The following is a 21407-nucleotide window of genomic DNA, read 5'->3' as shown; positions in this document are numbered from 1 at the left end:
GCGCTCACTCGCGCAGCAGGTGCGCGCCCACCGTCTCCACCAGCACCTCCACGTCCACCGGCTTGCGCAGGTAGGCACACGCGCCCACCTCGCGCGCCACGTTCGCGTTGCTGGCCGAGGCGGAGAAGATGACGATGGGGATGTCCTTCCACTCGGGCACCGCGTGCATCTCGTGGGCGAAGCCCAGCCCGTCCAGCACCGGCATCATCATGTCCAGCAGCACCAGCCCGGGCAGCGGCCGGGCGCGCGCGAGCACCTCCAGCGCCTCGCGGCCATTGCCCGCGCCCAGCACCGCGTGGCCCGCGTCGCGCAGCACCTCCTCGAGCGCCTCGCGCAGGTCCGTATCGTCATCCACCACCAGCAACGGCCGCGTCATGCCGACTCCTCCACCGCCTGGCTCACGGCCCGCAGGGGCAGCTCCAGGGTGAAGCGGGCCCCACCGCCCGCGCGCTGCTCGGCCCACACCCGGCCTCCGTGCGCCTCGGCCGCCCGGCGCGCCAGGTACAGCCCCAGCCCCAGCCCCCCGTAGGAGCGCGAGGACACCGCCCGGCCGAAGCGCTCGAAGATGCGCTCGAGCTGCTCCTCCGGAATCCCGATGCCCCGGTCCTCCACCACCACCCGCGCCGTGCCGTCCTCCGACGTCACCCGGACCTCCACCGGCTGGCGCGCCCCGAACTTCAGCGCGTTGGAGACGAGCCCGGACACCACCTGCTCCACCCGCATCCGGTCCCACTGTCCCACGAGCCCCGGGGCCACCTCCAGACGCAGCGCGCAACCCATGGCCCGCGACTCCGCCTCGAAGCGCTCCAGCACCTCGCCCACCAGCTCGCCCAGGTCCACCCCCTCCAGCGCCAGGGGCAGCTCGCCGGTGGACAGGCGCGACACGTCCAACAGCATCTCCACCAGGGTGCCCAGCCGCCGCACCTGGCGCACGCCCTTCTCCAGCCGCTCCACCAGGTCCGCGGAGGACTCGCGCCGCGCCCGCTGCACCAGCGTGCCCAGCTGCAGGCCCAGCGTGGTGAGCGGCGTGCGCAGCTCGTGGGCCGCCACCGCGAGGAACTCGTCGCGCAGCCGGATGGCCTCCTGCGACTCGCGGTACAGGCGCGCGTTCTCCAGCGTCAGGGCGGCGCGGCGCACCAGCTCCTGCGCCACCGGCATGTCCCTCGGGTGGAAGCGGGGCCGGCTCCCGATGGTGCCCAGCGTCACCACCCCCAACGAGCCCATGCGTCCCACCAGGGGCACGTGCATGACGGAGCGCAGCCCCAGCGAGAGCATCCCGCGCAGGTGCTCCGGCGAGCGCGCCAGCGCCTCCAGCCGGGCGGGGGGGACGTCCGTGAGCAGCTGCGGCTCGCCGGTGCGGAACACCCGCGCGGGCCCGGTGGGGGCGTCCGGTGCCAGGGGGTAGCGGCGGTCCATCTCGAACCCCTGCTCCACCTTCTCCGGGTCCTCGTGCGCCAGCGCCGCCACCTTCAGGTGCCGTCCATCCTCGGAGTAGTAGACGGCGCACCAGTCCGCCAGCTCCGGCACCGGCAGGCGCGCCACGTGCTCCAGCGTCTCCTGCAAATCCAACGAGCCGGCCAGCACCTCCCCGGCGCGGGCCAGCAAGTCCCTGTCCCGCTCGGCCCGGGCGCGCTCGTGGCGCAGCCGGGCCTGCTCCACCTCGCGCGCCACCGCGGCCGGCAACCGGGTGAGCAGCGTCTTGGGGAAGTAGTCGCGCGCGCCGGCCTTCATCACCTCCACGCCCTCGAACTCGCCCACGCTGCCGGAGACGACGATGAAGGGGATGTCCAGGCCGCTGTCGCGCACGATGCCGAGCGCGGAGGGCGCATCGAAGCCGGGCAGGCAGTAATCGGAGAGGATGATGTCCCAGGCTCCGGGGGCGAGCGCCGCGCGCAGCTCCTCGGCCGACTGCACCCGATGGCTGTACACCTCGAAGTCCCCCCGGCGCAGCTCGCGCTCCACCAGCTCCTGGTCGTCCGGGTTGTCCTCCACCAGCAGGACACGCAGCGGCCTGCTCATCCAGACACCCCCGGTAGCGGGGCACGGTTGAGCACCGTCCAGTAGACGCCGAGCTGGCGCGCCGCCTCGACGAACTCGTTGTAGCTCACCGGCTTGCGCACGTAGCTGTTGCAGCCCTGGCTGTAGCTGTCCACCAGATCCTTCTCCTCGTCCGAGGAGGTGAGGATGACCACGGGGAGGAAGCGGGTGCGCGGGTTGGCGCGAATCTGGCGCAGCACCTCGTGCCCATCCAGGCGCGGCAGCTTGAGGTCCAACAGCACCAGGGCGGGCAGCGGCTCCTGGGCCCGGTGCGCGTGCGCGCCCCGTGCGAAGAGGTAGTCGAGCGCCTCCAGCCCGTCCTCCACCACGTCCAACGGCTGGGTGAGGCCGGCGCGCTGGAAGGCCCGCCGCGTCAGGTCGACGTCGTCCGGGTTGTCCTCCACGAGGAGGATGGATGGTGGGCTGCTCATGCGCGTGCCTCCTGGAGGGTGAAACGGAAGAGGGCCCCCTCACCGGGGAGGGCCTGGGCGGAGATGTCCCCGCCATGCCGGTGGACGATGCGCTGCACCGTGGCCAGCCCGATGCCGGTGCCCGGGAACTCGGAGGGCTTGTGCATCCGCTGGAAGGGGCTGAAGAGCTTGCCCGCATACGCCATGTCGAACCCCACCCCGTTGTCGCGCACAGCGTAGTGATGCACCCCGCCCACCGTCTCCGCGAACAGCTCGATGACGGCCCCGGAGCGCTTGCTGGTGAACTTCCAGGCATTGCCCAGCAGGTTCTCCAGGAGCACCCGGAGCAGCCGCGGATCTCCCTGCACGGTGAGGCCCTGCTGGATGGAGCACGTCACCTCGCGCGCGGGCTCGCGGTGGCGTAAATCCTGGAGCACGGAGGTGGCGAGCGCGCTGAGGTCCACCGGCTCGCGCTTCAGCTCGGCGCGGGTGACGCGGGAGAGCAGCAGCAGGTCGTCGATGAGCTGGCCCATGCGCGTGGCGGCCGCCTGCAGGCGCGTGAGGAGCCGGAGGCCCTCGGCGGACAGCCGCTCGCCCTCGTCCTCGCGCAGCGCCTGGGCGAAGCCGTCGATGGCCCGCAGCGGGGAGCGCAGGTCGTGCGAGACGGAGTAGCTGAAGGACTCCAGCTCCTTGTTGGCGGCGGTGAGCTCGTGGGTGCGCTGGAGCACGCGCGACTCCAGCCGGGCCTCGCTGGCGCGCAGGGCGTCCGCCTGGGCGCGCACCTGGGCGAGGCTGGCGTCATAGTCCCGGGCCAGGGTGAGGAGCTGGCCGCGGCTGAGCCAGGCCAGCAGCAGGCCCACCGCGAGCGTCCACAGTCCCCCCGCGAGGAGCACGGCCCGGCCCGCGCGCTCGGCCTCGAGTCCCTGGAGGCTGGCGCGCTGGCGCTCCGCATCGCCAATGGTATCCAGCGTCGCGCGCAGCGCGTCCATCCGGCCCTTGCCCGCGCCCGAGCGCACCAGGGAGAGCCAGTTGCCCTTCTGGTGGAAGAGGGCGAGCTCCTCATCGGAGAAGCGCTCCCATTCGCGGTGGCGCTCGCGCAGCTCGTCCATCCAGACCCGCTGCTCGGGCTCGTTGGCCAGGGACTGCTCCAGTTCCTCGAGCGCCAGGGGGAGCCGTTGCCCGGCGGCCTGGTAGGGCTCCAGGAAGACGGGCGCCCCGGTGAGGAGGTAGCCCCGCACGCCCGTCTCCCGGTCGACGAGGAGCTGGCGCACCCGCTCCAGCCGGGTGAGCGACATCTGGGAGTGGCGCGCCTTCTCCTGGGCCCGGATGAGGTCGCCCACCTCCCACAGGAGGACGCCCGCGAGCGCCAGCAGCAGTCCCACCGGGAGCAGGATGGCTCGCAGCAGCAGACGGCGGAAGCGCCGAGGGGCGGTCAGGGGGATCGAGGCGGAGGAAGACACGTTGCCGTGAAGGTTGGGGGTGGACGGAGACCCTTCAACCCATGCCACCGGCCACGGGGGGCGGGCGGGGAAGCTCGCCTGGGAGTCGGGAGGTGGACGCGCCGGAGGCGAAGTGACCTGCGCAGTAGCCCCCAGGGTGATTCCTTGAGTAGTGTCGCACGGCATGACTTGTCGACTCACCTCCAGGAGCAGCCCGCGGCAGGAGACGCGCGGTCCGCCGGGAGGGGGACGACGCTGGAGGTCACCCACATGTCAGACAACCCGATGTTCCCGTCCCGCTCCGCCCGCCAGGGAGGCCGGCCGGGCCCCCGCAGACAACCGCCTCCCGTGCTGGAGCTGGGCACCCAGGTGGCCGGCTACGAGGTGGTGCGCCGCCTGGGAGCGGGGGGCTACGGCACCGTGTACCTGGCCCACGGCAGCATGAGCCTCGTCGCGCTGAAGGTGCTCCCGCTGGAGTCCTCGCGGGGGTGGGAGGAGCGGGAGGTGGACGTGCTGCGCCGGATGAAGCACCCGGGCGTGGTGCGGCTGCTGGGGTACGTGGACTGGCCGGAGGAGCAGCCCCGCTGGCGCGTGCTCATCATGGAGTACGTGAAGGGGCAGCCCCTGGACGAGAGCGTGCGCGGGAGCAACCCGTCGGCGCTCGGGGTGGTGGAGCTGCTGCTGCCGCTGCTGGAGGCGCTGGAGGCGGTGCACAACGCGGGAGTGCTGCACCGGGACGTGAAGGCCTCCAACATCCTGGTGAGGGCCGCGGACGGCAAGCCGGTGCTGGTGGACTTCGGCGCGGGCGCCTACGAGGGGGCTCCGCCGCTGACCACCTCGGTGCTGCCGCCGGGCACCCCGGAGTACCGTGGCCCCGAGGCCTGGGACTTCTTCCGGCACCACATGGGCGAGCCGGGGATGCGCTACCAGCCCACGCCCGCGGATGACCTGTGGGCGGTGGGCGTGCAGTTGTACTGGATGCTCACGGACCGGCTGCCCTTCACGGGCCGGGACTTCCTGGCCATCGGCACGGCCGTGCTCCACGAGCGGCCCGTGCCGCCGCGCGAGCTCAACCCGTGGGTACCGGAGGCGCTGGAGCGCGTGTGCCTGCGCATGCTGGAGAAGGCCCCCGGCGCCCGGTACGCGGACGCGCGCGAGGTGCGCCGGGCCCTGTTCGCGCTGAGGGCGGAGGCGGACGCCTCGTGGCACGAGCCCCTGTTCGAGCCCCACGAGTCCCACAACGCCACCACGGAGCCCCAGCGAGGGCTCGCGGAGGGGCAGGACCTGCAGCTGCGGCTGGGCAGGCTCGCGCGGCAGCCGCCGCGACGGGGCGAGGAGCCGACGCGGGAGGCGAGCAGCTTGCCGAATGCGGCGGGCCCCGGGGCGGCGCTCGGGAGGCGCCTGGGCCTGCTGGCGCTGGGAGGCCTCGCGCTGGCCGTCGCGCTGTGGCTTCTGCCCTCGTGGAAGGCGGGGGTGACCTCCGAGGTCATGGGGCGGACCCAACCTTTCATGTCACCCGAACCCTTTCCCATACAGTGGGATGCTTTTTTCCCAGATGTCGTGCCCTCGCTGAAACCGCCACATGTTGAGGCACCCGCGGCGCCCAACGGACAGGCCGTTGCCGCGCCCGTTCTCAACACCAGACACAGCGAGAAAGACATGTCCGAGAAGAAGACCCCCCAGAAGCCAGCGCCTGCTCAGCAGGTCCGGAAGTCACGGCCGAGCCTCATGTTCTGCCTGAGCCTCAGCGTGGCCGCCGCGCTCGCCGCCGGCTGCGCCACCAGCCCCGTCACCCGGGCCTTCGAGGAGAGGTGGGTCAAGCCCAATGCGTTCGATGAACCCTTCGATGAACCCGAGGATCTCGTGGAGTGCGAGCCCGAAACGCTCAAGGCCATGAAGGAGAATCGCATCGCCATCGGGAGCTTCCATCAGGATGCGGTCTATGGGTCAGGCTCTGACCAAGACGAGAGAGGCGTGCCGCTCTCCAGGCTGGGTGACACGATGTCGGTGCCGATGCGTGGCACGGGAGTCGAGCTTCGAACGAGATGGGGCGATCTCATGAGCAGTGGCGTCATCATGGGGGCGAGCGTCGTCGTGGGAGATCGCGTCTATACGCGTCTCGTCGAATACAGTGGCTTGCTGCCTGACAATAACAGACACGTCCCCGTGTGCATGGAGGTGTGGCATGAGGGCAAGCCCGGAGTTCCCTATTTTGGGATGGACCCCGAGAAGCCGGGCTTCGTCAAGGTCGCGCCCCTCGTGCAGATCAAGGCCGTGAGCAAGTACTACTGAGCGACCTCAAGCGCTTCCAGGAAACGTTCCCTCCGTGCTCTCAATGTCCCTCGGCCCTGTCCTACCCCTGATGCTCCTCCTTGGAAGCGCTCCCCCTTCAGGAGCCCATCCACCGGACCCGCGCCACGAAGTGCAGGATATTGTGAGCACCCCCGGGATTGCCCCCCGCCAGGCCGAGCAACCCCAGGCGGTGCAGCATTGCCCTCACGCGCAGGGCCACCTCACGCTCGAGGCATTCTCCAGAATGACTGCTGGCGGTTCATTTTCCGTCTGGGAGCTCACGAAGAGCGTCAAGTTGAGTTCCGAATTGCAGGCACTGCGAAGATTCATCGGCTACCACGGCGTGCACCTGCGAGATCCATCCCAAGCGTACGTGCTGCTGCAGGTGGAATTGAACGCCTCGGATACCAACGAGTTCCAACAGGTGATGTATGCGTGGCTGGACGATGGCCGCAAACAGACTCAGCTCCAAGTGTGGCAGGATCCTGCTTCTTCGGGCGAGGGACCGCGCTTGTTGCTGGAGGGAACCGTGAATCTCCTCAAGCTTCAAACCGCCCCCCATAAACTCCGACTCCTGGGTGGAGAGGGAGGTTCGGTACCCATTGCCATCCTCGGAAACATCATGCTCCGCTGAAGGCATGTGCTCGAACCGCTGGTTCAAGCAGTAGGCAGGGATTGGAAGGTCACACCGTCCAGGTTGAGACGGCGGCAGGCCTCGACGAAGCGCTCGGTGCAGACAATCACGGTGGAGAAGTCCTCCAGCCGGAACAGGTCCAGGTGGCTGGGAAGAGTGGCCGCGTCCAGCAGCATGTCCTCGGGTAGGGTGATTCCGCGGCGGCCACATCGAGGACAGGGTGGCTTGCGGTCTGGCGGCAAGCAGTCTGGGTGCAGCCGTCCCACGGGGGGTAGTTCCAGTTCGAGCAGCTCAGGCGAGTTGCGCTGGCGGAAGCGCAATTCGGTGCGGCAGCCCTTGAGTCCTAGCATCCCCTCGGCCTGGAGCTTTTCCAGCGCTTCGCGCTGAACCAGCAATAACCACGAGAAGAGCGCCACGAGCGGTCCGAATCGGCCTTGGGCCTTGCCAACGAATGGGCCAAAGGCCGCACCCGGCTGAAGCAGCGCTCCCGGCGGAAGCAGGGGGCGCACCAGCGAGCACATCCTTTCGTACTCCTCGACGGGTTCAGCCCTGGGCTCTTCGAAATTGGCCAGATGGGTCACCGGGGTCAGGTCCACCGAAGGGTATGCTCTGGTATCCGTGCCCCACGTCGCCTTGCAGGCAGGGCAGCTGTGGATTCCCGGAAGCCCCCATTTATGGGCGCCGCTGATGTCCCACACGTACTTCGATGACCTGTCTTCGTCGATGATGAAATAGCTCATACGTAGACGCTGCTTCTTCTTACTTCAAGAGCAGTAATAGGGAACGAGTGGCCCATTCACACCAAAGCGCGACATGAGCTCTCCCGCGAACCGCCAGATCTCTGCCGGCTCGGCTCCATCATTCTTCTTTCGGAACTGTCGCCATGCCTCATTCCACTGACCGCCGCGAGGCCCTCCACTGTGCAACCAACCGTGAAAGCTCCTGGGGAGACGGATGGTGAAGGCGTGATGATCGATCTTCTTGACCTTGAACCAGAGGGCCAATTCCTGCGGGAAGATGTGGTGCTTCTCGAGCGGCTCCCATGAGCGGACGCACAGGGGCTTGAGTACCCTGGGCGCGTACTGGCCGCGGATGTTCCAGTTGTGCCAGGGAATCTCGAAGATGGGTTCCCTACCGCCAGGGACAGCCAGGGGACGTCCCCACCAACGGCTCGGGTTGCCTACTACCGGCGGACGGAGGTTCAACGTCCCCCGCGTGAGGACCACCGGGTGGGCTTCTACCTCCACCACGTCCTGGCACCGCCAGAGCGCACAGCGCTCCTCGTCGCACAGCGGTACCACGCAGCTCGGATCCGCCCGCGCCTCCTCCCACGAGGCCACCGCGTCCACGTCTTCGAGGTACCCGGCGTCATCCACCACCGCAGGCACCGAACTCGCGCACGCGCTCAGCACCAGGCCGAGCAGCGCCAGCCATCTCTTCCAGGGCAGGTGGCTCATCCCCCCCACGCTACACCACCGCTAACGGCCTCGGTTTCGATACCGCCCAAGCAACCTCTCACTTCATCGGCAGAGGCTGGAAGGCCACGCCGTCCAGGCCTAGATGGCGGCAGGCCTCGACGAAGCGCTCGGTACAGACAATCGTGGTGGAGAAGTCCTCCAGCCGGAACAGGTCCAGGTGGCTGGGAAGTGTGGCCGCGTCCAGCAGCATGTCAGCGGGACGAGTGAGCCCAATTCGGCCGCAGCGAGGACAGGGTGGCTTGCGGTCCGGCGGCAAGCAGTCCGGGTGAAGCCGGCCCACGGGGAGGAACTCCAGTTCGAGCAGTTCTGGCGAGTTGCGCTGGCGGAAGCGCAATTCCGTGCGGAATCCCTTGAGTCCCCGCAGCCCCTCGGCCTGGAGCTTTTCCAACGCCTCACGACGCGCCAGCAACAACCACGCAAACCGAGCCACGAGTGCTCCGAAAGGGCCCTGGGCCTTGCCCACGAGCGGGCCCAACCCCGTCCCCGGTTCCACCACGGCCCCTGGAGGCAACAGAGGCCGCACCAGCTCACGCAGCCTCTCATATTCCTCGATAGGCTCGGCCCGGGGCTCTTCGAAGTCGGCCAGGGAGGCGATCGGGGTGAGGTCCACCGAAGGGTACGATTTGGCACCGGCGCCCCAGCTGGTCTGACAGCCAGGACAGCGACGGATGCCCGGCAGCAACCACTTGTGGTCACAACCGATGTACGCCACATAACCCAGAGACTTATCTTCTTCGAGAGTGAAGTAATCCATACTTTTGAAGCTGCTTGGCTCCTATTTATCCACAGTAATAAGACACGAGCGGGCCCATCACTCTAAATCGCGACATGAGTTCGCCCGCGAATCGCCAGATCTTCTCCGGGCCAGCATCATTGTTATTTTGCTGGAATTGCCTCCAGGCCTCATTCCACTGCCCCCCTTGGGGCCCACCGCTGTGCAGCCATCGGTGAAAGCTCCTGGGCAGTCGAATGGTGAAGGCGTGAATGTCGATGGGCTTGAGCTTGAACCACGCGGCCAGTTCCTGCGGGAAGATGTGGTGCTTCTCGAGTGGCTCCCACGAGCGGACGCACGGAGGCTTGAGCACCCTGGGCGCGTACTGGCCACGGATGTTCCAGTTGTGCCAGGGAATCTCGAAGATGGCTTCCCTGCCCCCAGGGACCGCCAGCGGGCGTCCCCACCAGCGGCTCGGGTTGCCCACCGGCGGACGGAGGTTCAGTGTCCCCCGCGTGAGGACCACCGGGTGGGCTTCCACCTCCACCACGTCCTGGCACCGCCAGAGCGCACAGCGCTCCTCTTCGCATAGCGGTACCACGCAGCTCGGGTCCGCCCGCGCCTCCTCCCACGAGGCCACGGCGTCCACGTCTTCGAGGGGCCCGGCGTCATCCACTACCGCGGGCGCCGGGCTCGCGCACGCGCTCAGCACCAGGCCGAGCAGCGCCAGCCATCTCTTCCAGGGCGTGAGGCTCATCCCTCCCACGCTACACCACCGCGAACCGCCTCGACTTCGATACCGCCAAGCAACTTCTCACTTCACTGGCAGAGGCTGAAAGGCCACGCCGTCCAGGCCCAGACGGCGGCAGGTGTCGACGAAGCGCCTGGTGCAAACAATCACGGTGGAGAAGTCCTCCAGCCGGAACAGGTCCAGGTGAGCAGGAAGTGTGGCCGCGTCCAGCAGCCTGTCGTCGGGAAGCGTGAGACCCTCGCGGCCACAGCGGGGACAGGGAGGTCTACGGCCCGTAGGCAGGCAGTCCGGGTGCAGCCGACCTACGGGGAGGATTTCCAACTCGAGCAGCTCGGGCGAGTTGCGTTGGCGGAAACGCAATTCCGTGCGGCAGCCCTTGAGGCCCCGCAGCCCCTCAGCCTGGAGCTTCTCCAGCGTCTCGCGCTGCATCAGCAGCACCCAGGGGTTGAGAGCCACGAGCGGTCCAAAGCGGCCCTGGGCCTTGCCCACGAGTGGGCCGAATTCCGCACCCGGTTCCACCAAGGCCCCTGGAGGTAACAGAGGCCGCACCAACGCACATAGCCGCTCATATTCCTCGAAAGGCTCGGCCCGGGGTTCCTCGAAGTCGGCCAGGGCGGCTACTGGGGTGAGATCCACCGAAGGATACGATTTGGCGCCACCACTCCAGCCAACCTGACAGCCAGGACAGCGAAGGATGCCCGGCAGCCCCCATTTGTGCGTACCTTCGATATGCCCCGTATAGACCGATGACCTGTCTTCCTCGAGGGTGAAGTACTCCATAGAGAGGCGCCTCTTCTCCTTCCTCATTCACAATAGTAGGACACCAGTGGGCCATTTACCCTGAACCGTGACATGAGCTCGCCCGCGAACCGCCAGATCTCTTCGGGGCTCGCACCGGGGTTCTCTCGCTGGAACTGATACCAGGCCTCATTCCACTGACCACCTCTCGAACCGCCACTGTGCAGCCACTGATGGAAGCTCTTGGGCAGCCGAATGGTATAGGCGTGAATGTCGATGGGCTTCCGCTTGAACCACGAGGCCAACGCCTGAGGGAAGATGTGATGCTTCTCGAGCGGCTCCCATGAGCGGACGCATGGGGGCTTGAGCACCCGGGGCGCGTACTGGCCTCGGATGTTCCAGTTGTGCCAGGGAATCTCGAAGATGGCTTCCCTGCCCCCTGGCACCGCCAGCGGGCGTCCCCACCAGCGCATGGGACTGGGCGGCGGACTCAGGCTGCCATTCGCAAGGACCAGGAGTACCGGGTGGGCTTCCACCTCCACCACGTCCTGGCACCGCCAGAGCGCACAGCGCTCCTCTTCGCACAGCGGCACCACGCAGCTCGGGTCCGCCCGCGCCTCCTCTCACGAGGCCACGGCATCCACGTCCTCGATGGACTCGCCCATGACTCCGGGCGCCGGGCTCGCGCACGCGCTCAGCACCAGGCCGAGCAGCGCCAGCCATCTCTTCCAGGGCGGGAGGCTCATCCCGCCCACGCTACACCACCGCTACGGCCTCGATTTCAGCGCGCGGAGAGCAGCTCCGTCTGCGCGGCGGCCACGGCGGCACCCGGCTCGGCCCGGTGGCCCGCCGCCGAGAGCGCCCGCTCCACCGCGCCCACCGTGGCCAGCACATCGCCCGGGCCCACCACGTTCATGTGCCCCACCCGGAAGTAGCGCGTCTTCAGCTGCGGGTGCAGTCCCCCCGCGAGCACCACGCCCTGCTCCCGTGCCCGGCCGAGCATCGCCACGTCCACGCCTTCCGGGTAGTACAGCGCGCTGAGCGTGTTCGCCGCCACGGACTCGGTCACCGGCAGCATCTTCAGCCCCAGCGCCTTCCAGCCCGCTCGGAAGGCCCGCGCCATCCGGCGGTGACGGGCGAAGCGCGCCTCCATCCCCTCGCGGAGGATCTGCCCCAGGCTCACCTCCAGCGCGTACACCAGGTTGACGGGCGGCGTGGCGAAGTAGGCGGCCCGGCCCGCCTCGTACGCCTCCATGATGGGCAGCCACTCGCTGAAGTCCGCGTACAGCGAGCGCACCGGCGTCTTCCGCGAGCGCCACGCGTCCAGCGCCTTCGGGCTCACGCTCAGCAGCGCCAGCCCCGGCGGCACGCCAATCGCCTTCTGGCTCGCCGTCAGGTACACGTCCGCTCCCCACGCCTCCTGGTGGAACGTCTCCCCCGCCGTCGCGCACACCCCGTCCACCACCGACAGCACCCCGTGCCGCCCCGCCGCCTTCACTAGCGCCTCCACCGGCGCCAGCACGCCGGTGCTCGTGTCCACGTGGGTCACCGTCATCACCTTGAAGCGCCCACTGGCCAGCACCCGCTCCACCGCCGTCACGTCCGGCACCTCGCCCGGCGCGCACTTCTCCTGCACCACCTCCGCCCCGTAGCGCTCGAGCAGCAGCGCCATCCGGTCGCTGAAGTACCCGGTGTTCACCACCAGCGCCCGCTCCCCCGGCTCCACCAGGTTGGCCACCGCCAGCTCCATGGCCAGCGTGCCGCTGCCCGCCACCACGAAGGGCTGCGCCGAGGGCGCCAGGCACACCTCGCGCACCTTCTTCAGTGCCCTCCCGAAGATGGAGATGAACTCGGGCGCCACGTGGCTGGCCGTCTTCGTGCCCAGCGCCCGCAGCACCTCCGGGTCGAACTCCACCGGGCCAGGAATCATCAGCAGATCTCGCTCGCTCACGGGTACTCCTCCTCGGGGTTGGGGCCGGGGGACTAGCGCAGCCCGGGCCAGGACTCCACGGTGGATTCGATGGATGTCCAAAAAAGACCGCCCCCTTATCGAGGCCATGGCTCCCTCCGCAAGCCCGTGGCGGACTGGGCCTCCCATGCGCGCCCCCTTGTCCCTCCGTCTCAGTGTTGTCTTCCTGCTGGCCTGTGGCTGTGCCGCTTCCGCCCCCGCGAGCCGCGCCGGCCCACCCGAGCCCCCGGCGGAAACGTGGCGAAGTCCGCTGTACCGCGAGCATCCGCTGGTGGGACGAATCTGGGACGTGCGGCAGGGCCGAGCGGTGGACGAGCCGGCGCTGCTGGCGGAGCTCTCCCAGGCGCGCTTCGTGCTCCTCGGCGAGCGGCACGACAACCCCGACCACCACCTCCTCCAGGCCCGGCTCGTGAAGGGTCTCACCGCCTCCGGCCGCAAGCCCACGCTCGCCTTCGAGATGCTCGAGGTGGAGCAGCAGTCCGCCGTCGATGAAGCGCTCGCCCGCGCGCCTGGGAATCCGGATGCCATTGCCCAGGCCGTTGCCTGGGAGCGCAGCGGCTGGCCCGACTGGCCCCTCTACCGCCCCATCTTCGCCGCGGGCACCGAGCACGGCCTGCGCATCATCGGCGCCAACCTCCCGCGCGCTCAGGTGAAGGAGCTCGTCATGCGCGGACCCGACGCCCTGCCTCCGGAGACGCGCACCCGGCTCGGACTCGACACACCACTGCCGGAGGACGTCGCCCGCGCCATGCGCGCGGAGATGCACGAGTCCCACTGCGGCCACCTGCCCGAGTCCATGCTCGAGCCCATGGTGCTCGCCCAGCGCGCGCGGGATGCGCAGATGGCGGACAGCCTGCGCTCCACCGCCTCGGACGACGGGGCCATCCTCATCACCGGCGCCGGCCACGCGCGCACCGACCGCGGCGTCCCCGCGCAGCTCGCCCGGCTCGCCCCGGGCCTTGCGGTGCGCAGCCTCGCCTTCCTCGAGGTCTCCCCCGACGCCCGCGAGCCTCGCGACTACGTGCCCTCCGACAGTCCCGGTGGGCTCCCGTATGACTATGTCTGGTTCACCCCGGCCTCCGAGCGGGAGGACCCTTGCGCCGTGTTCCGCGAGAAATCCCCCGGAAAATAGCGTGTCAGGTCCGGCCGGCAGGCCGCGTCCTTCCAAGTGTAGGCGGGAGCGACGGCGGATTCGCCCGAGCCCCCGCGATGACTTTGAAGCGCCCGGCAGGAGAGGCCCTACACGCACCTCTGTTGGTTCGAATCCAACTTCCGGCACCATGCGCCGGAATAGCCAAATGGTAAAGGCACTCGACTCTTCATCGAGCAGTCAAATGGCTTTTCCACTCGGGCGGTTCATTCTTCTCTGACAGCATTTGCGTCCGGCCGAAGAGGCCCTACAAGCCCACGGCTCTCAGGGTCGCCGGTTCGAATCCGGCTCTCCCCCCTCCTTCATGGGGGAGATAGCTCAGTTGGTAGAGCATGAGATTAAAGACGGCTTCCTCACTCGGACGCAGACCCCTTCTCCCCGCTTCCCGCAGCGGGTTTCTCCAAATCGAGCCGGGAAGGTAGCCTCGCGCGCCATGCGCTGGCTCCTCATCGCTCTCGTCGCTCTCGCTTCCCTTCGCTGTGCCCACGCTCCCGAGGCCCCACCGGCGGCTCCCACGGACTCCACGCCCGTGGCCGCCGCCCCGGAATGGCCCGAGCCCCAGCCTCCGCAGCTGCGCCTGCCCGACTCCGTGCGGCCGGTGCGCTACGCGCTGGACCTGACGCTCCTGCCCGCCGAGCCCACCTACTCCGGCACCGTCACCATCGACCTGGATGTCCGGGAGCCGGTGCGTCAGGTGTGGCTGCATGCGTTGGAGCTGCAGGTGACGCAAGCGCGTGTCCTCGCCAACGGCCGGACGCTGGAGGCCCGCGCCGTCACCGCCACCGAAGGCCGCCTCGGCGTGCTGCTGCCCGAGACGCTCGGCACCGGCCCGGCCCAGCTCCTCCTCTCCTTCACCGGCCGCGCGGACCGCGAGCGCAGCCAGGGCCTCTACGCCGTGGAGGAGGGCGGTGAGCCCTACCTCTATACCTTCTTCGAGCCCATCGACGCGCGGCGCGCCTTCCCGTGCTTCGACGAGCCGGGCTTCAAGGTGCCCTGGCGCCTGCGCTTCACCGTGAAGCAGGAGCACGTGGCGCTCGCCAACCACGCCATCGTCTCCGAGGAGCCGCTGCCCGGGGGCCTCAAGCGCGTCACCTTCGCCGAGAGCCGCCCCATGCCGAGCTACCTCGTCGCCTTCGTGGTGGGCCCCTTCGACCTGTTGGACGCCGGCCCCATCGGGCGCGCCCACGTCCCGCTGCGCTTCATCGTTCCCCGCGGCCGCGGCCCCGAGACGGCCTACGCCGCCAGCGTCACCCCGCGCATCATCACCCTGCTCGAGGACTTCTTCGACCAGACCTACCCCTACGAGAAGCTCGACGTGGCGGTGGTGCCGCACTTCTGGGGCACCATGGAGCACTCCGGCATCGTCGCGCTCGGCCAGCCCCTCACCCTCATCCGCCCCGGCGAGGAGACGCTCCAGCGCCGCAAGTCCTACGTCAACATCGCCATCCACGAGCTGGCCCACTACTGGTTCGGCAACGTCGTCACCTGCCGCTGGTGGGATGACACCTGGCTCAACGAGTCCCTCACCACCTGGCTCGACCACAAAATCACCGGCCAGTTCGACCCCGCCTGGGACTTCGCGCTCGAGGGTCAGGCCAACTCGGCCGCGCACGCGCTCGAGACGGACTCGCTCATCACCTCGCCCGCCGTCCGCAAGCCCATCTCCACCAACGACGACATCGCCGGCGCCTTCGACAACGGCACCACCTACTCCAAGGGCTCCTCGCTGCTCGCCATGCTCGAGGGCTGGCTCGGCGAGCAGCGGCTGCGCGACGCGCTGCGCACCCATGTGAGCAAGCACGCCTGGAGCGTCACCAACTCGGATGGTTTCCTCGCCACGCTCGAGGAGTCGCTCGGCGCCGACGTGGCCCGCGTCTTCCGCGGCTACGTGGACCAGCCGGGCGTGCCCCGCGTCTCCGCCGCGCTGCAGTGCAAGCCGGGCGCGGCTCCGCGGCTGAAGCTCTCCCAGGAGCGCTTCCTCCCCGCGGGCTCCACCGGCTCCACCGCGCAGACGTGGGACATCCCCGTGTGCGTGCGCGCCGGCAAGGGCAAGGACGCCAGCCGCACCTGCACGCTCCTCTCCAGCACCACCGGAGAGCTGGAGCTGCCCTTCCAGGGCTGCCCCTCGTGGCTCCTCCTCAACGCCGGTGGCACCGGCTACTACCGCGTGAGCTACTCGCGCGAGCAGCTCGCCCAGCTGCTCTCCGCGCCCCCGGGGACGCTGAGCACCCAGGAGCGGCTCGCCCTCCTGGCCGACGTGAAGGCCGCCGTGGACCGGGGAGACGTGCCGCTCGGCGAGGCCATGAAGCTCGTCCCCGCCACCGCCGCGGATCCCCACCGCCTCATCCTCCAGCGCGGCGTCCAGCTCCTCTCCGACATCAAGGTCGAGCGGCTCCCCGAGGCCGACCGCCCGCGCTACCGGGCCTGGCTGCGTGACCTCTACGCCCCTCGTGCCCGGGCCGTGGGCTGGACGCCCAGGCCGGGCGAGGGCGATGACGTGAAGCAGTTGCGCAACTTGCTGATCGGCATGGCGGCCATGGGTGGAGAGGACCCCGCCCTCGTCCAGGAGGGGAGCCGGCTCGCCCGGGCGTGGCTCGCGGACCGCAAGGCCGTGCACCCGGAGGTGGCCTGGCCCGCCCTCCGCGTGGCCGCGCGCAACGGCGACAAGGCGCTCTTCGACACGGTGCTCGCCCAGGCCCGCGCGGCGAAGGACCGCAACGAGCGCACCCGGCTGCTCTCCCAGCTCGGCTCCTTCCGGGACCCGGCGCTCGTGAAGGAGGCGCTCACCCTGGTGGCCGGCAACGAGTTCGACGTGCGCGAGACGCTGAGCATCCTCTACTCGGCCTTCTACACCCCCGACTCGCGCGCGCAGGCCTGGGACTTCTACCGGGGCCAGTTCGACGCGCTCTCCAGCCGGATGCGCTCGGATGAGATGAACGGGCTCGTGGAGATGGTGGGAGACCTCTGCGACGCGCAGCGGCGCGCCGAGGCCGAGGCCTTCTTGAAGCCCCGCATGGAGAAGCTCGAGGGTGGGCCGCGCTCACTCGCCCGCACGCTCGAGTCCATCCAGCTGTGCATCGAGTCGGAGCGCCGCAACCAGCCGGGAGTGAGCGAGTTCCTCCGCACCCGCGGCAAGGGCGTGAACACGGCGGCCCAGCGCTGAGCCCGGCCGACAGAGGGCCACGGGTTGAAGAACGGGCCCGGGCACCCTCACCCTGACCCTCTCCCGAGGGGAGAGGGAAGGTTTCTCACGCCTGGGCGGTGTCCCCATAGGCGCTCAGCACGCTCCGGCCGAGCAACCGCAGGGCCTCGCGCAGGTCCGACGAGGCCGCCTCCGCCGGGGCACCGCGCGCCCGCTCCACGCGCCGCCTCGCCTCCGCGAGGGACTTCATCCCCGCCTCGCTGCCCGGAGCGCTCCTCGCCGCCTCGGCCAGGTCCAGCGAGGCCCTCAGCAGCGAGGACAGCTCGCGCAGCACCGTGTCGTCCCGCAGCTCGGGCGTCACCTCCAACGACGCGAAGCCGTCCCGGGCGGCGGCGAGCTCGCCGAGGGCCGCCTGCACCGAGGCCAGGTGCGCGGTGAAGCGCAGCGCGTGCCAGCGCGACACCCGGTCCAGGATGGAGATGGACTCGGACAGGCGCGCGCGCGCGGCCTCCAGCGCCCCGAGCGCCACCAGGGCCCGGCCCAGCTCGCCCAGCGCCGCGCCCTCGAGAATCCGCATGCCGAGCTGCCGGCCCATGCGCACCGCGCTCTCCAGGTGCTCGCGGGCCTCCGCCGCCCGGCCCGCATCCAGCAGGAAGCAGCCCAGGTTCACCCGCGCCAGCGCATGCCCCGCCCGGTCTCCCACGCGCGCGGCCTTCTCCATGGCCTCCTCCAGCAGGCCCACCGCCTCCACCGTGCCCCCGCCCTCGCCCAGGGCCATGGCGTAGTTGGTGAGGAAGCCCACCTCGAAGGCCACGTCTCCCACGTCGCGGAACAGCTCCAGCGCGGTGCGCAGGTGGGGCAGCGCCGCCCCGGCCCCGCGCCGCCCCAGCTCCAGAATGCCGAGGTTGCCCACCGCGTACGCGTCCAGCCACCGGTCTCCCAGCGAGGGCTGCTCCTGCGCCTCCTGCACCAGCTCCCAGGCCGTGCCCATGTCGCCCTCGTCGCGGGCCACGATGCTCAGGTCCACCAGCACCCGCTTGGCCCGGTCCACCGCGTCGAGCGCGTCGAAGGCGGTCCGCGCCGCCTCCAGGTCTCTCCAGGCGGCGGCGAGCTGCCCCGCCCCGTGGTGCGTCCGGCCCCGCACCGCGAGCGCCTCGGCCCGCAGCAGCGGCTCCACCCGCACCGTGGACGACAGCTCCAACGCCCGGTCCAACCGCGACAGGGTAATGCCCACCGGGCCCCGGGCCGTCACGTCCGGCTCCAGCGCCACCAGCGCGCCCAGCGCCCGCTCCAGGGAGCCCTCGGTGGCGGGCACCACCGCCAGCGCGTTGTCACACGCCGCCAGCAGGTTCTCGCGCTCCAGAGACAGCCGGCGGAAGGCCAGCTCCCCGCCCTCGCCCCGCATCCGCGCGCTCAGCCGCCGCGCCATCGCCAGGTAGCAGCTCGCATGGCGCGCCGCCAGAATCGCGCCCTCGCCCCGCTCCGCCAGCCGCGAGGACGCGTACTGGCGGATGCTCTCGTACAGGCCCAGCCGCAGCTCCCCGGGCAGCCCGTCCGGCGCGTACGCGCGCAGCAGCGACTTGGAGCGCAGCGAGTGGATGATCTCCATCACGTCCGGCCCGCCCGGGGGGAACATGAGTACCGCCTCGGCCGCCTCCAGGGTGAAGCCGCCCCGGAACACCGAGCACTGCGCCAGCGCCGCCCGCTCCGCGGGCTCCAGCAGGTTCCAGGACCAGTCGATGGCGCCCCATAGCGTGCTCTGCCGCGCCGAGCCGTCACGCCGCGCGCCCCTCAGCAGCTCGAAGCGGCGCGACAGCCGCTCCTGAATCTGTGACACGCCCAGCAGGTTGGTGCGCGCCGCCGCCAGCTCGATGGCCAGCGGAATGCCGTCCAGCTTGCGGACGATGTCCGCCACCAGCGGGGCCTCCGCGTCCGTCAGCTCGAAGTTGCCGCGCACCGAGCGGGCCCGCTGGAGGAACAGGCGCATGGCATCGCAGCGGCCCATCACCTCCGGACGCGTCTCGCCCTCCTCGGGCACCTGCAGCGGCTCCAGGTCGATGACGCGCTCCTCGGGCAGCAGCAGCGACTCGCGCGAGGTGACGAGGAAGCGGGCCCGGGGCGCCAGGGCACGCCAGCGGCCCAGCGTGGCCGGCATGTGCTGGATGACGTGCTCCACGTTGTCGAGGATGAGCAGCACGTCCCCGCGCCCGGCCAGGGCCCTGCCCAGCCGCTCCGCGGGCTCGCTGTCCTCGCCGCTGCGGGTGAGCGCGACGCCCAGCGCCTGGCCCACGGCGTGGCAGATGTCGCCCACCGTCGCCGCGTCGGTGAGCTCGCACATCCACACCCCGCCCTCCCACGCGCGCGCCGCCAGCTCCTGGTTGCCGAAGCGCGTGGCCAGCCGGCTCTTCCCCATGCCTCCGGGGCCCAGCAGCGTGACGAGCCGCGCCTCCGTGTCGAAGCCGCGCCGCAGCGCCTCCAGCTCCTCCTGCCGGCCGATCAGCTCCCCCGTCTCGCCCGGCACATGGCCCCGCAGCACCCGCTGCACCCGGAGCTCCTCGAAACGCCGCTCCGCCAGCGCCGCGGGCACCACCTCCACCAGCGTGACGGCCTCCTCGATTCCCTTGAGGTGGTACTCGCCCAGCGCGTGCACCACGGGCCGGCCCAGCTCCTCCAGCTCGCCCTCCACCCGGGCCCAGGCCGTCCCACTCACCAGCACCTGTCCGCCCTGCCCGGCCGAGGCCACGCGCGCCGTCACGTTCACCACCCGCCCGAAGTAGTCCGCCTGCCCCGTCTGCTCATCCAGCCGGCACTCGGGCTCTCCCAGGTGCACGCCCATGCGCACCCGCAGGCCCCGGTACAGCCACCCGCCCGGCCCCTTCTCCTCGGCCGCGTCCGGCTCGGCCAGCAGCTCCTCCGGCCAGGGCGCGCGCACCAGCTCCTGCTGTGCCTGCAGGCACCAGCGCACCGCCTCCACCGCCGAGGTGAAGGCCACCATGAAGGAGTCCCCCTGCGTCTTCACCTCGTAGCCGCCGTGCCCGGCCAGCAGCGCGCGCAGCACCCGGTCGTGCACGTCCAGCGCCGCCCGCATGCCGCCGCTGCACCGCTCCCACAGCCGCGTGGAGCCCTGCACCTCCGTGAAGACGAGCGCCACCGTTCCGGTGGGAGCCGCGGCGGAAGCGAATCGTCGCCGCGAGGCCCCCCCGACTCCTGGACCCTCGGTGGTGCTGAGTGGTGAAAACATGCGCAGGACGCTCCCCATCACCCACTCTCCCTCGCCTGCGATCATGATGACCGTGAGGCCGGAATTTCGCGCCTCCCCTGCGCCCCATTCGTGCACCAGCATACGGAGTGCACTGACCACCCACGAGCCCGGCTCCCACTCGCACTCCCATCTGTCCACACCCCGGCGCACTCGACAGAGGGAGCCTCCATCGCTAGGGGCCGGGCGCCCCGGGTGGCAACCCTCCCGGAGAGCCGGGCTGACGCGGAACCGACACAACCGCCCGGCCCGGCGGGTGGCACTGTCCACCCCTTCACCGGGCAACCCCGAGTGTCTCAGGCCCGACGCCTCCACCGCGCGGTGTCCTCCACTCCACGCGGTGGGCGTTCGCCAGCAACACTCCGGCGCAACCTGCCCTCCAGTCTGTATCCGGGTTACAGAAACAACGGCACTTTATTCTCGGAGCCCGCTTCGCACCGGTGCGAGCCGGGGTGAAGCATTCACGAGTGGGCTCCGGGGGGTCGCACATGAAGAGCACGTGTGGAGCACTGCTGCTGACACTCGCCGTGGGCTGCGGCCCGGTGGAAGAGGAGCCCTCCCATCCGCCTCCGGAGGTGGCTCCGGAGGTGGGCACCTCCATCCAGGGCCTCGAGGACGAGAACGGGCTGACCATGAATGGGCTGACCATGAATGGGCTGGCCTTCAACGGCCTGGCCTTCAATGGACTGGCCTTCAACGGGCTGGCCACCAGCGCCTTCTCGTCCTGGTTCCAGCAGAGCCCGCTGACGACGAGCCTCTTCATGAAGTACCTGGTGCGCTGCGCCGTGCCGGCCGGGCAGTCCCGCACCTTCACGGACAGCTGGTTCACCTACACGTGGCCCGGCAGCCTGGGACTGGCCCCGAGTTGGTCCGGAGGCGCACCGGCCACCGCGGAGGAGCAGCAGGTCGTCACCGCGTGCGTCGCGGCACTCGTCAACAAATTCGGGCGCTCGGTGGGCGTCTCCGTCCTGGGCCTCAACGCGCAGGGGCAGCCCATCCCCTACTCCTCCTTGGAGCTGTCGGCCTACTCGCTGCGGGAGGCGTGCTTCTTCGGCAACCTGTTCACCGACGAGGGCCTCTTCGTCGGTAACGACCAGGCCCCGCTGGCCCCGTGGCAGAGCAGCCTCCGGGCCTGCGCGCTCGAGGGGAGCAACGCGTGCCCGCCCCTCGTTCACATCGGCAGCTGCCAGGAGCGCTGCACGCTGGACCCCACCGGGACGTACTACACGCGGTGCACCTTCAACGGCAGGAGCTACCGCCCCATCACCACCCGGCTGCGGGCCCAGGAAGTCGTCGTGTGCGGGGACGGCATCTGCCAGGACACCGAGTCCTGTGGCAGCAGCAACCGCTACGACGACTGCGCGCTGGACTGCGGCCCCTGCTATTGAGCCCGGGA

16 protein-coding genes and 2 pseudogenes are annotated in these 21407 nt (G+C 70.1%); 5 read left to right on the top strand and 13 right to left on the bottom strand.

Annotated features, from left to right (window positions below; translation table 11 throughout):
• Positions 1–4: 4 nt before the first annotated feature.
• Genes NR798_RS02440 through NR798_RS02425 form a run of 4 tightly spaced genes read right to left on the bottom strand, consistent with a single transcriptional unit; the run spans position 5 to position 3907 of the window.
• Entirely contained in the window at positions 5–376 is a 372-nt protein-coding gene (locus NR798_RS02440) for a response regulator (RefSeq protein ID WP_375769765.1), read from the bottom strand.
• Positions 373–2019, bottom strand: coding sequence for an ATP-binding protein (locus tag NR798_RS02435; RefSeq protein ID WP_375769764.1), 1647 nt, complete (start codon positions 2017–2019; stop codon positions 373–375). Before NR798_RS02435 ends, NR798_RS02440 begins: the two co-directional genes overlap by 4 nt.
• Positions 2016–2468: a response regulator gene (locus NR798_RS02430; RefSeq protein ID WP_375769763.1), complete on the bottom strand. Its 453-nt coding sequence runs from the start codon at positions 2466–2468 to the stop codon at positions 2016–2018. Before NR798_RS02430 ends, NR798_RS02435 begins: the two co-directional genes overlap by 4 nt.
• On the bottom strand, positions 2465–3907 hold the full coding sequence (locus NR798_RS02425; protein WP_375769762.1) for a CHASE3 domain-containing protein: 1443 nt from the start codon (positions 3905–3907) through the stop codon (positions 2465–2467). Before NR798_RS02425 ends, NR798_RS02430 begins: the two co-directional genes overlap by 4 nt.
• Positions 3908–4156: 249 nt before the next feature.
• On the opposite strand from NR798_RS02425, the gene NR798_RS02420 reads away from it, so the two are divergent.
• Both NR798_RS02420 and NR798_RS02415 read left to right on the top strand, forming a co-directional pair.
• Positions 4157–6178 carry a serine/threonine protein kinase gene (locus tag NR798_RS02420; protein ID WP_375769761.1) on the top strand — a complete coding sequence of 674 codons (2022 nt, stop codon included), beginning with the start codon at positions 4157–4159 and terminating at the stop codon, positions 6176–6178.
• Between the two features lie 142 nt (positions 6179–6320).
• Positions 6321–6812 carry a hypothetical protein gene (locus tag NR798_RS02415; protein WP_375769760.1) on the top strand — a complete coding sequence of 164 codons (492 nt, stop codon included), beginning with the start codon at positions 6321–6323 and terminating at the stop codon, positions 6810–6812.
• 23 nt (positions 6813–6835) lie between these two features.
• Here the strand turns inward: NR798_RS02415 and NR798_RS02410 are convergent, their stop codons facing one another.
• The 8 genes and pseudogenes from NR798_RS02410 to NR798_RS02375 form a co-directional block, all read right to left on the bottom strand.
• Positions 6836–7552: a double-CXXCG motif protein gene (locus NR798_RS02410; RefSeq protein ID WP_375769759.1), complete on the bottom strand. Its 717-nt coding sequence runs from the start codon at positions 7550–7552 to the stop codon at positions 6836–6838.
• A gap of 24 nt (positions 7553–7576) precedes the next feature.
• On the bottom strand, positions 7577–8269 hold the full coding sequence (locus NR798_RS02405; protein WP_375769758.1) for a TIGR02269 family lipoprotein: 693 nt from the start codon (positions 8267–8269) through the stop codon (positions 7577–7579).
• A 58-nt stretch (positions 8270–8327) separates the two neighbouring features.
• Entirely contained in the window at positions 8328–9044 is a 717-nt protein-coding gene (locus NR798_RS02400; protein WP_375769757.1) for a double-CXXCG motif protein, read from the bottom strand.
• Between the two features lie 25 nt (positions 9045–9069).
• Positions 9070–9759, bottom strand: a complete 690-nt coding sequence (locus tag NR798_RS02395) for a TIGR02269 family lipoprotein (protein ID WP_375769756.1) — start codon at positions 9757–9759, stop codon at positions 9070–9072.
• Between the two features lie 57 nt (positions 9760–9816).
• On the bottom strand, positions 9817–10533 hold the full coding sequence (locus NR798_RS02390) for a double-CXXCG motif protein (protein ID WP_375769755.1): 717 nt from the start codon (positions 10531–10533) through the stop codon (positions 9817–9819).
• Positions 10534–10556: 23 nt separating this feature from the next.
• A pseudogene (locus NR798_RS02385) lies at positions 10557–11093 on the bottom strand (TIGR02269 family lipoprotein); the annotation flags it as partial.
• Positions 11094–11114: 21 nt separating this feature from the next.
• Entirely contained in the window at positions 11115–11237 is a 123-nt protein-coding gene (locus NR798_RS02380) for a hypothetical protein (RefSeq protein WP_375769754.1), read from the bottom strand.
• Between the two features lie 35 nt (positions 11238–11272).
• Positions 11273–12421: a pyridoxal-phosphate-dependent aminotransferase family protein gene (locus tag NR798_RS02375; RefSeq protein WP_375773711.1), complete on the bottom strand. Its 1149-nt coding sequence runs from the start codon at positions 12419–12421 to the stop codon at positions 11273–11275.
• Between the two features lie 310 nt (positions 12422–12731).
• Here NR798_RS02375 and NR798_RS02370 point away from each other — a divergent pair, with 310 nt between their 5' ends.
• Together NR798_RS02370 and NR798_RS02365 are read left to right on the top strand one after the other, a co-directional pair.
• Positions 12732–13592: a ChaN family lipoprotein gene (locus NR798_RS02370; protein WP_375769753.1), complete on the top strand. Its 861-nt coding sequence runs from the start codon at positions 12732–12734 to the stop codon at positions 13590–13592.
• Positions 13593–14043: 451 nt separating this feature from the next.
• On the top strand, positions 14044–16773 hold the full coding sequence (locus tag NR798_RS02365; protein WP_375769752.1) for an ERAP1-like C-terminal domain-containing protein: 2730 nt from the start codon (positions 14044–14046) through the stop codon (positions 16771–16773).
• An 85-nt stretch (positions 16774–16858) separates the two neighbouring features.
• On the opposite strand, the pseudogene NR798_RS02360 reads toward NR798_RS02365, so the two are convergent.
• Positions 16859–19921 (bottom strand): annotated as a pseudogene (locus tag NR798_RS02360) (adenylate/guanylate cyclase domain-containing protein); the annotation flags it as partial.
• A 578-nt stretch (positions 19922–20499) separates the two neighbouring features.
• Between NR798_RS02360 and NR798_RS02355 the strand changes: the two are divergent.
• Entirely contained in the window at positions 20500–21399 is a 900-nt protein-coding gene (locus NR798_RS02355) for a hypothetical protein (RefSeq protein WP_375769751.1), read from the top strand.
• Positions 21400–21407 lie beyond the last annotated feature (8 nt).

Source organism: Archangium gephyra (assembly GCF_042230915.1).
GTDB lineage: Bacteria > Myxococcota > Myxococcia > Myxococcales > Myxococcaceae > Archangium > Archangium gephyra_B.
Note: the sequence above shows the minus strand (reverse complement) of the source record. Positions and strands in the feature narration are given on the sequence as shown.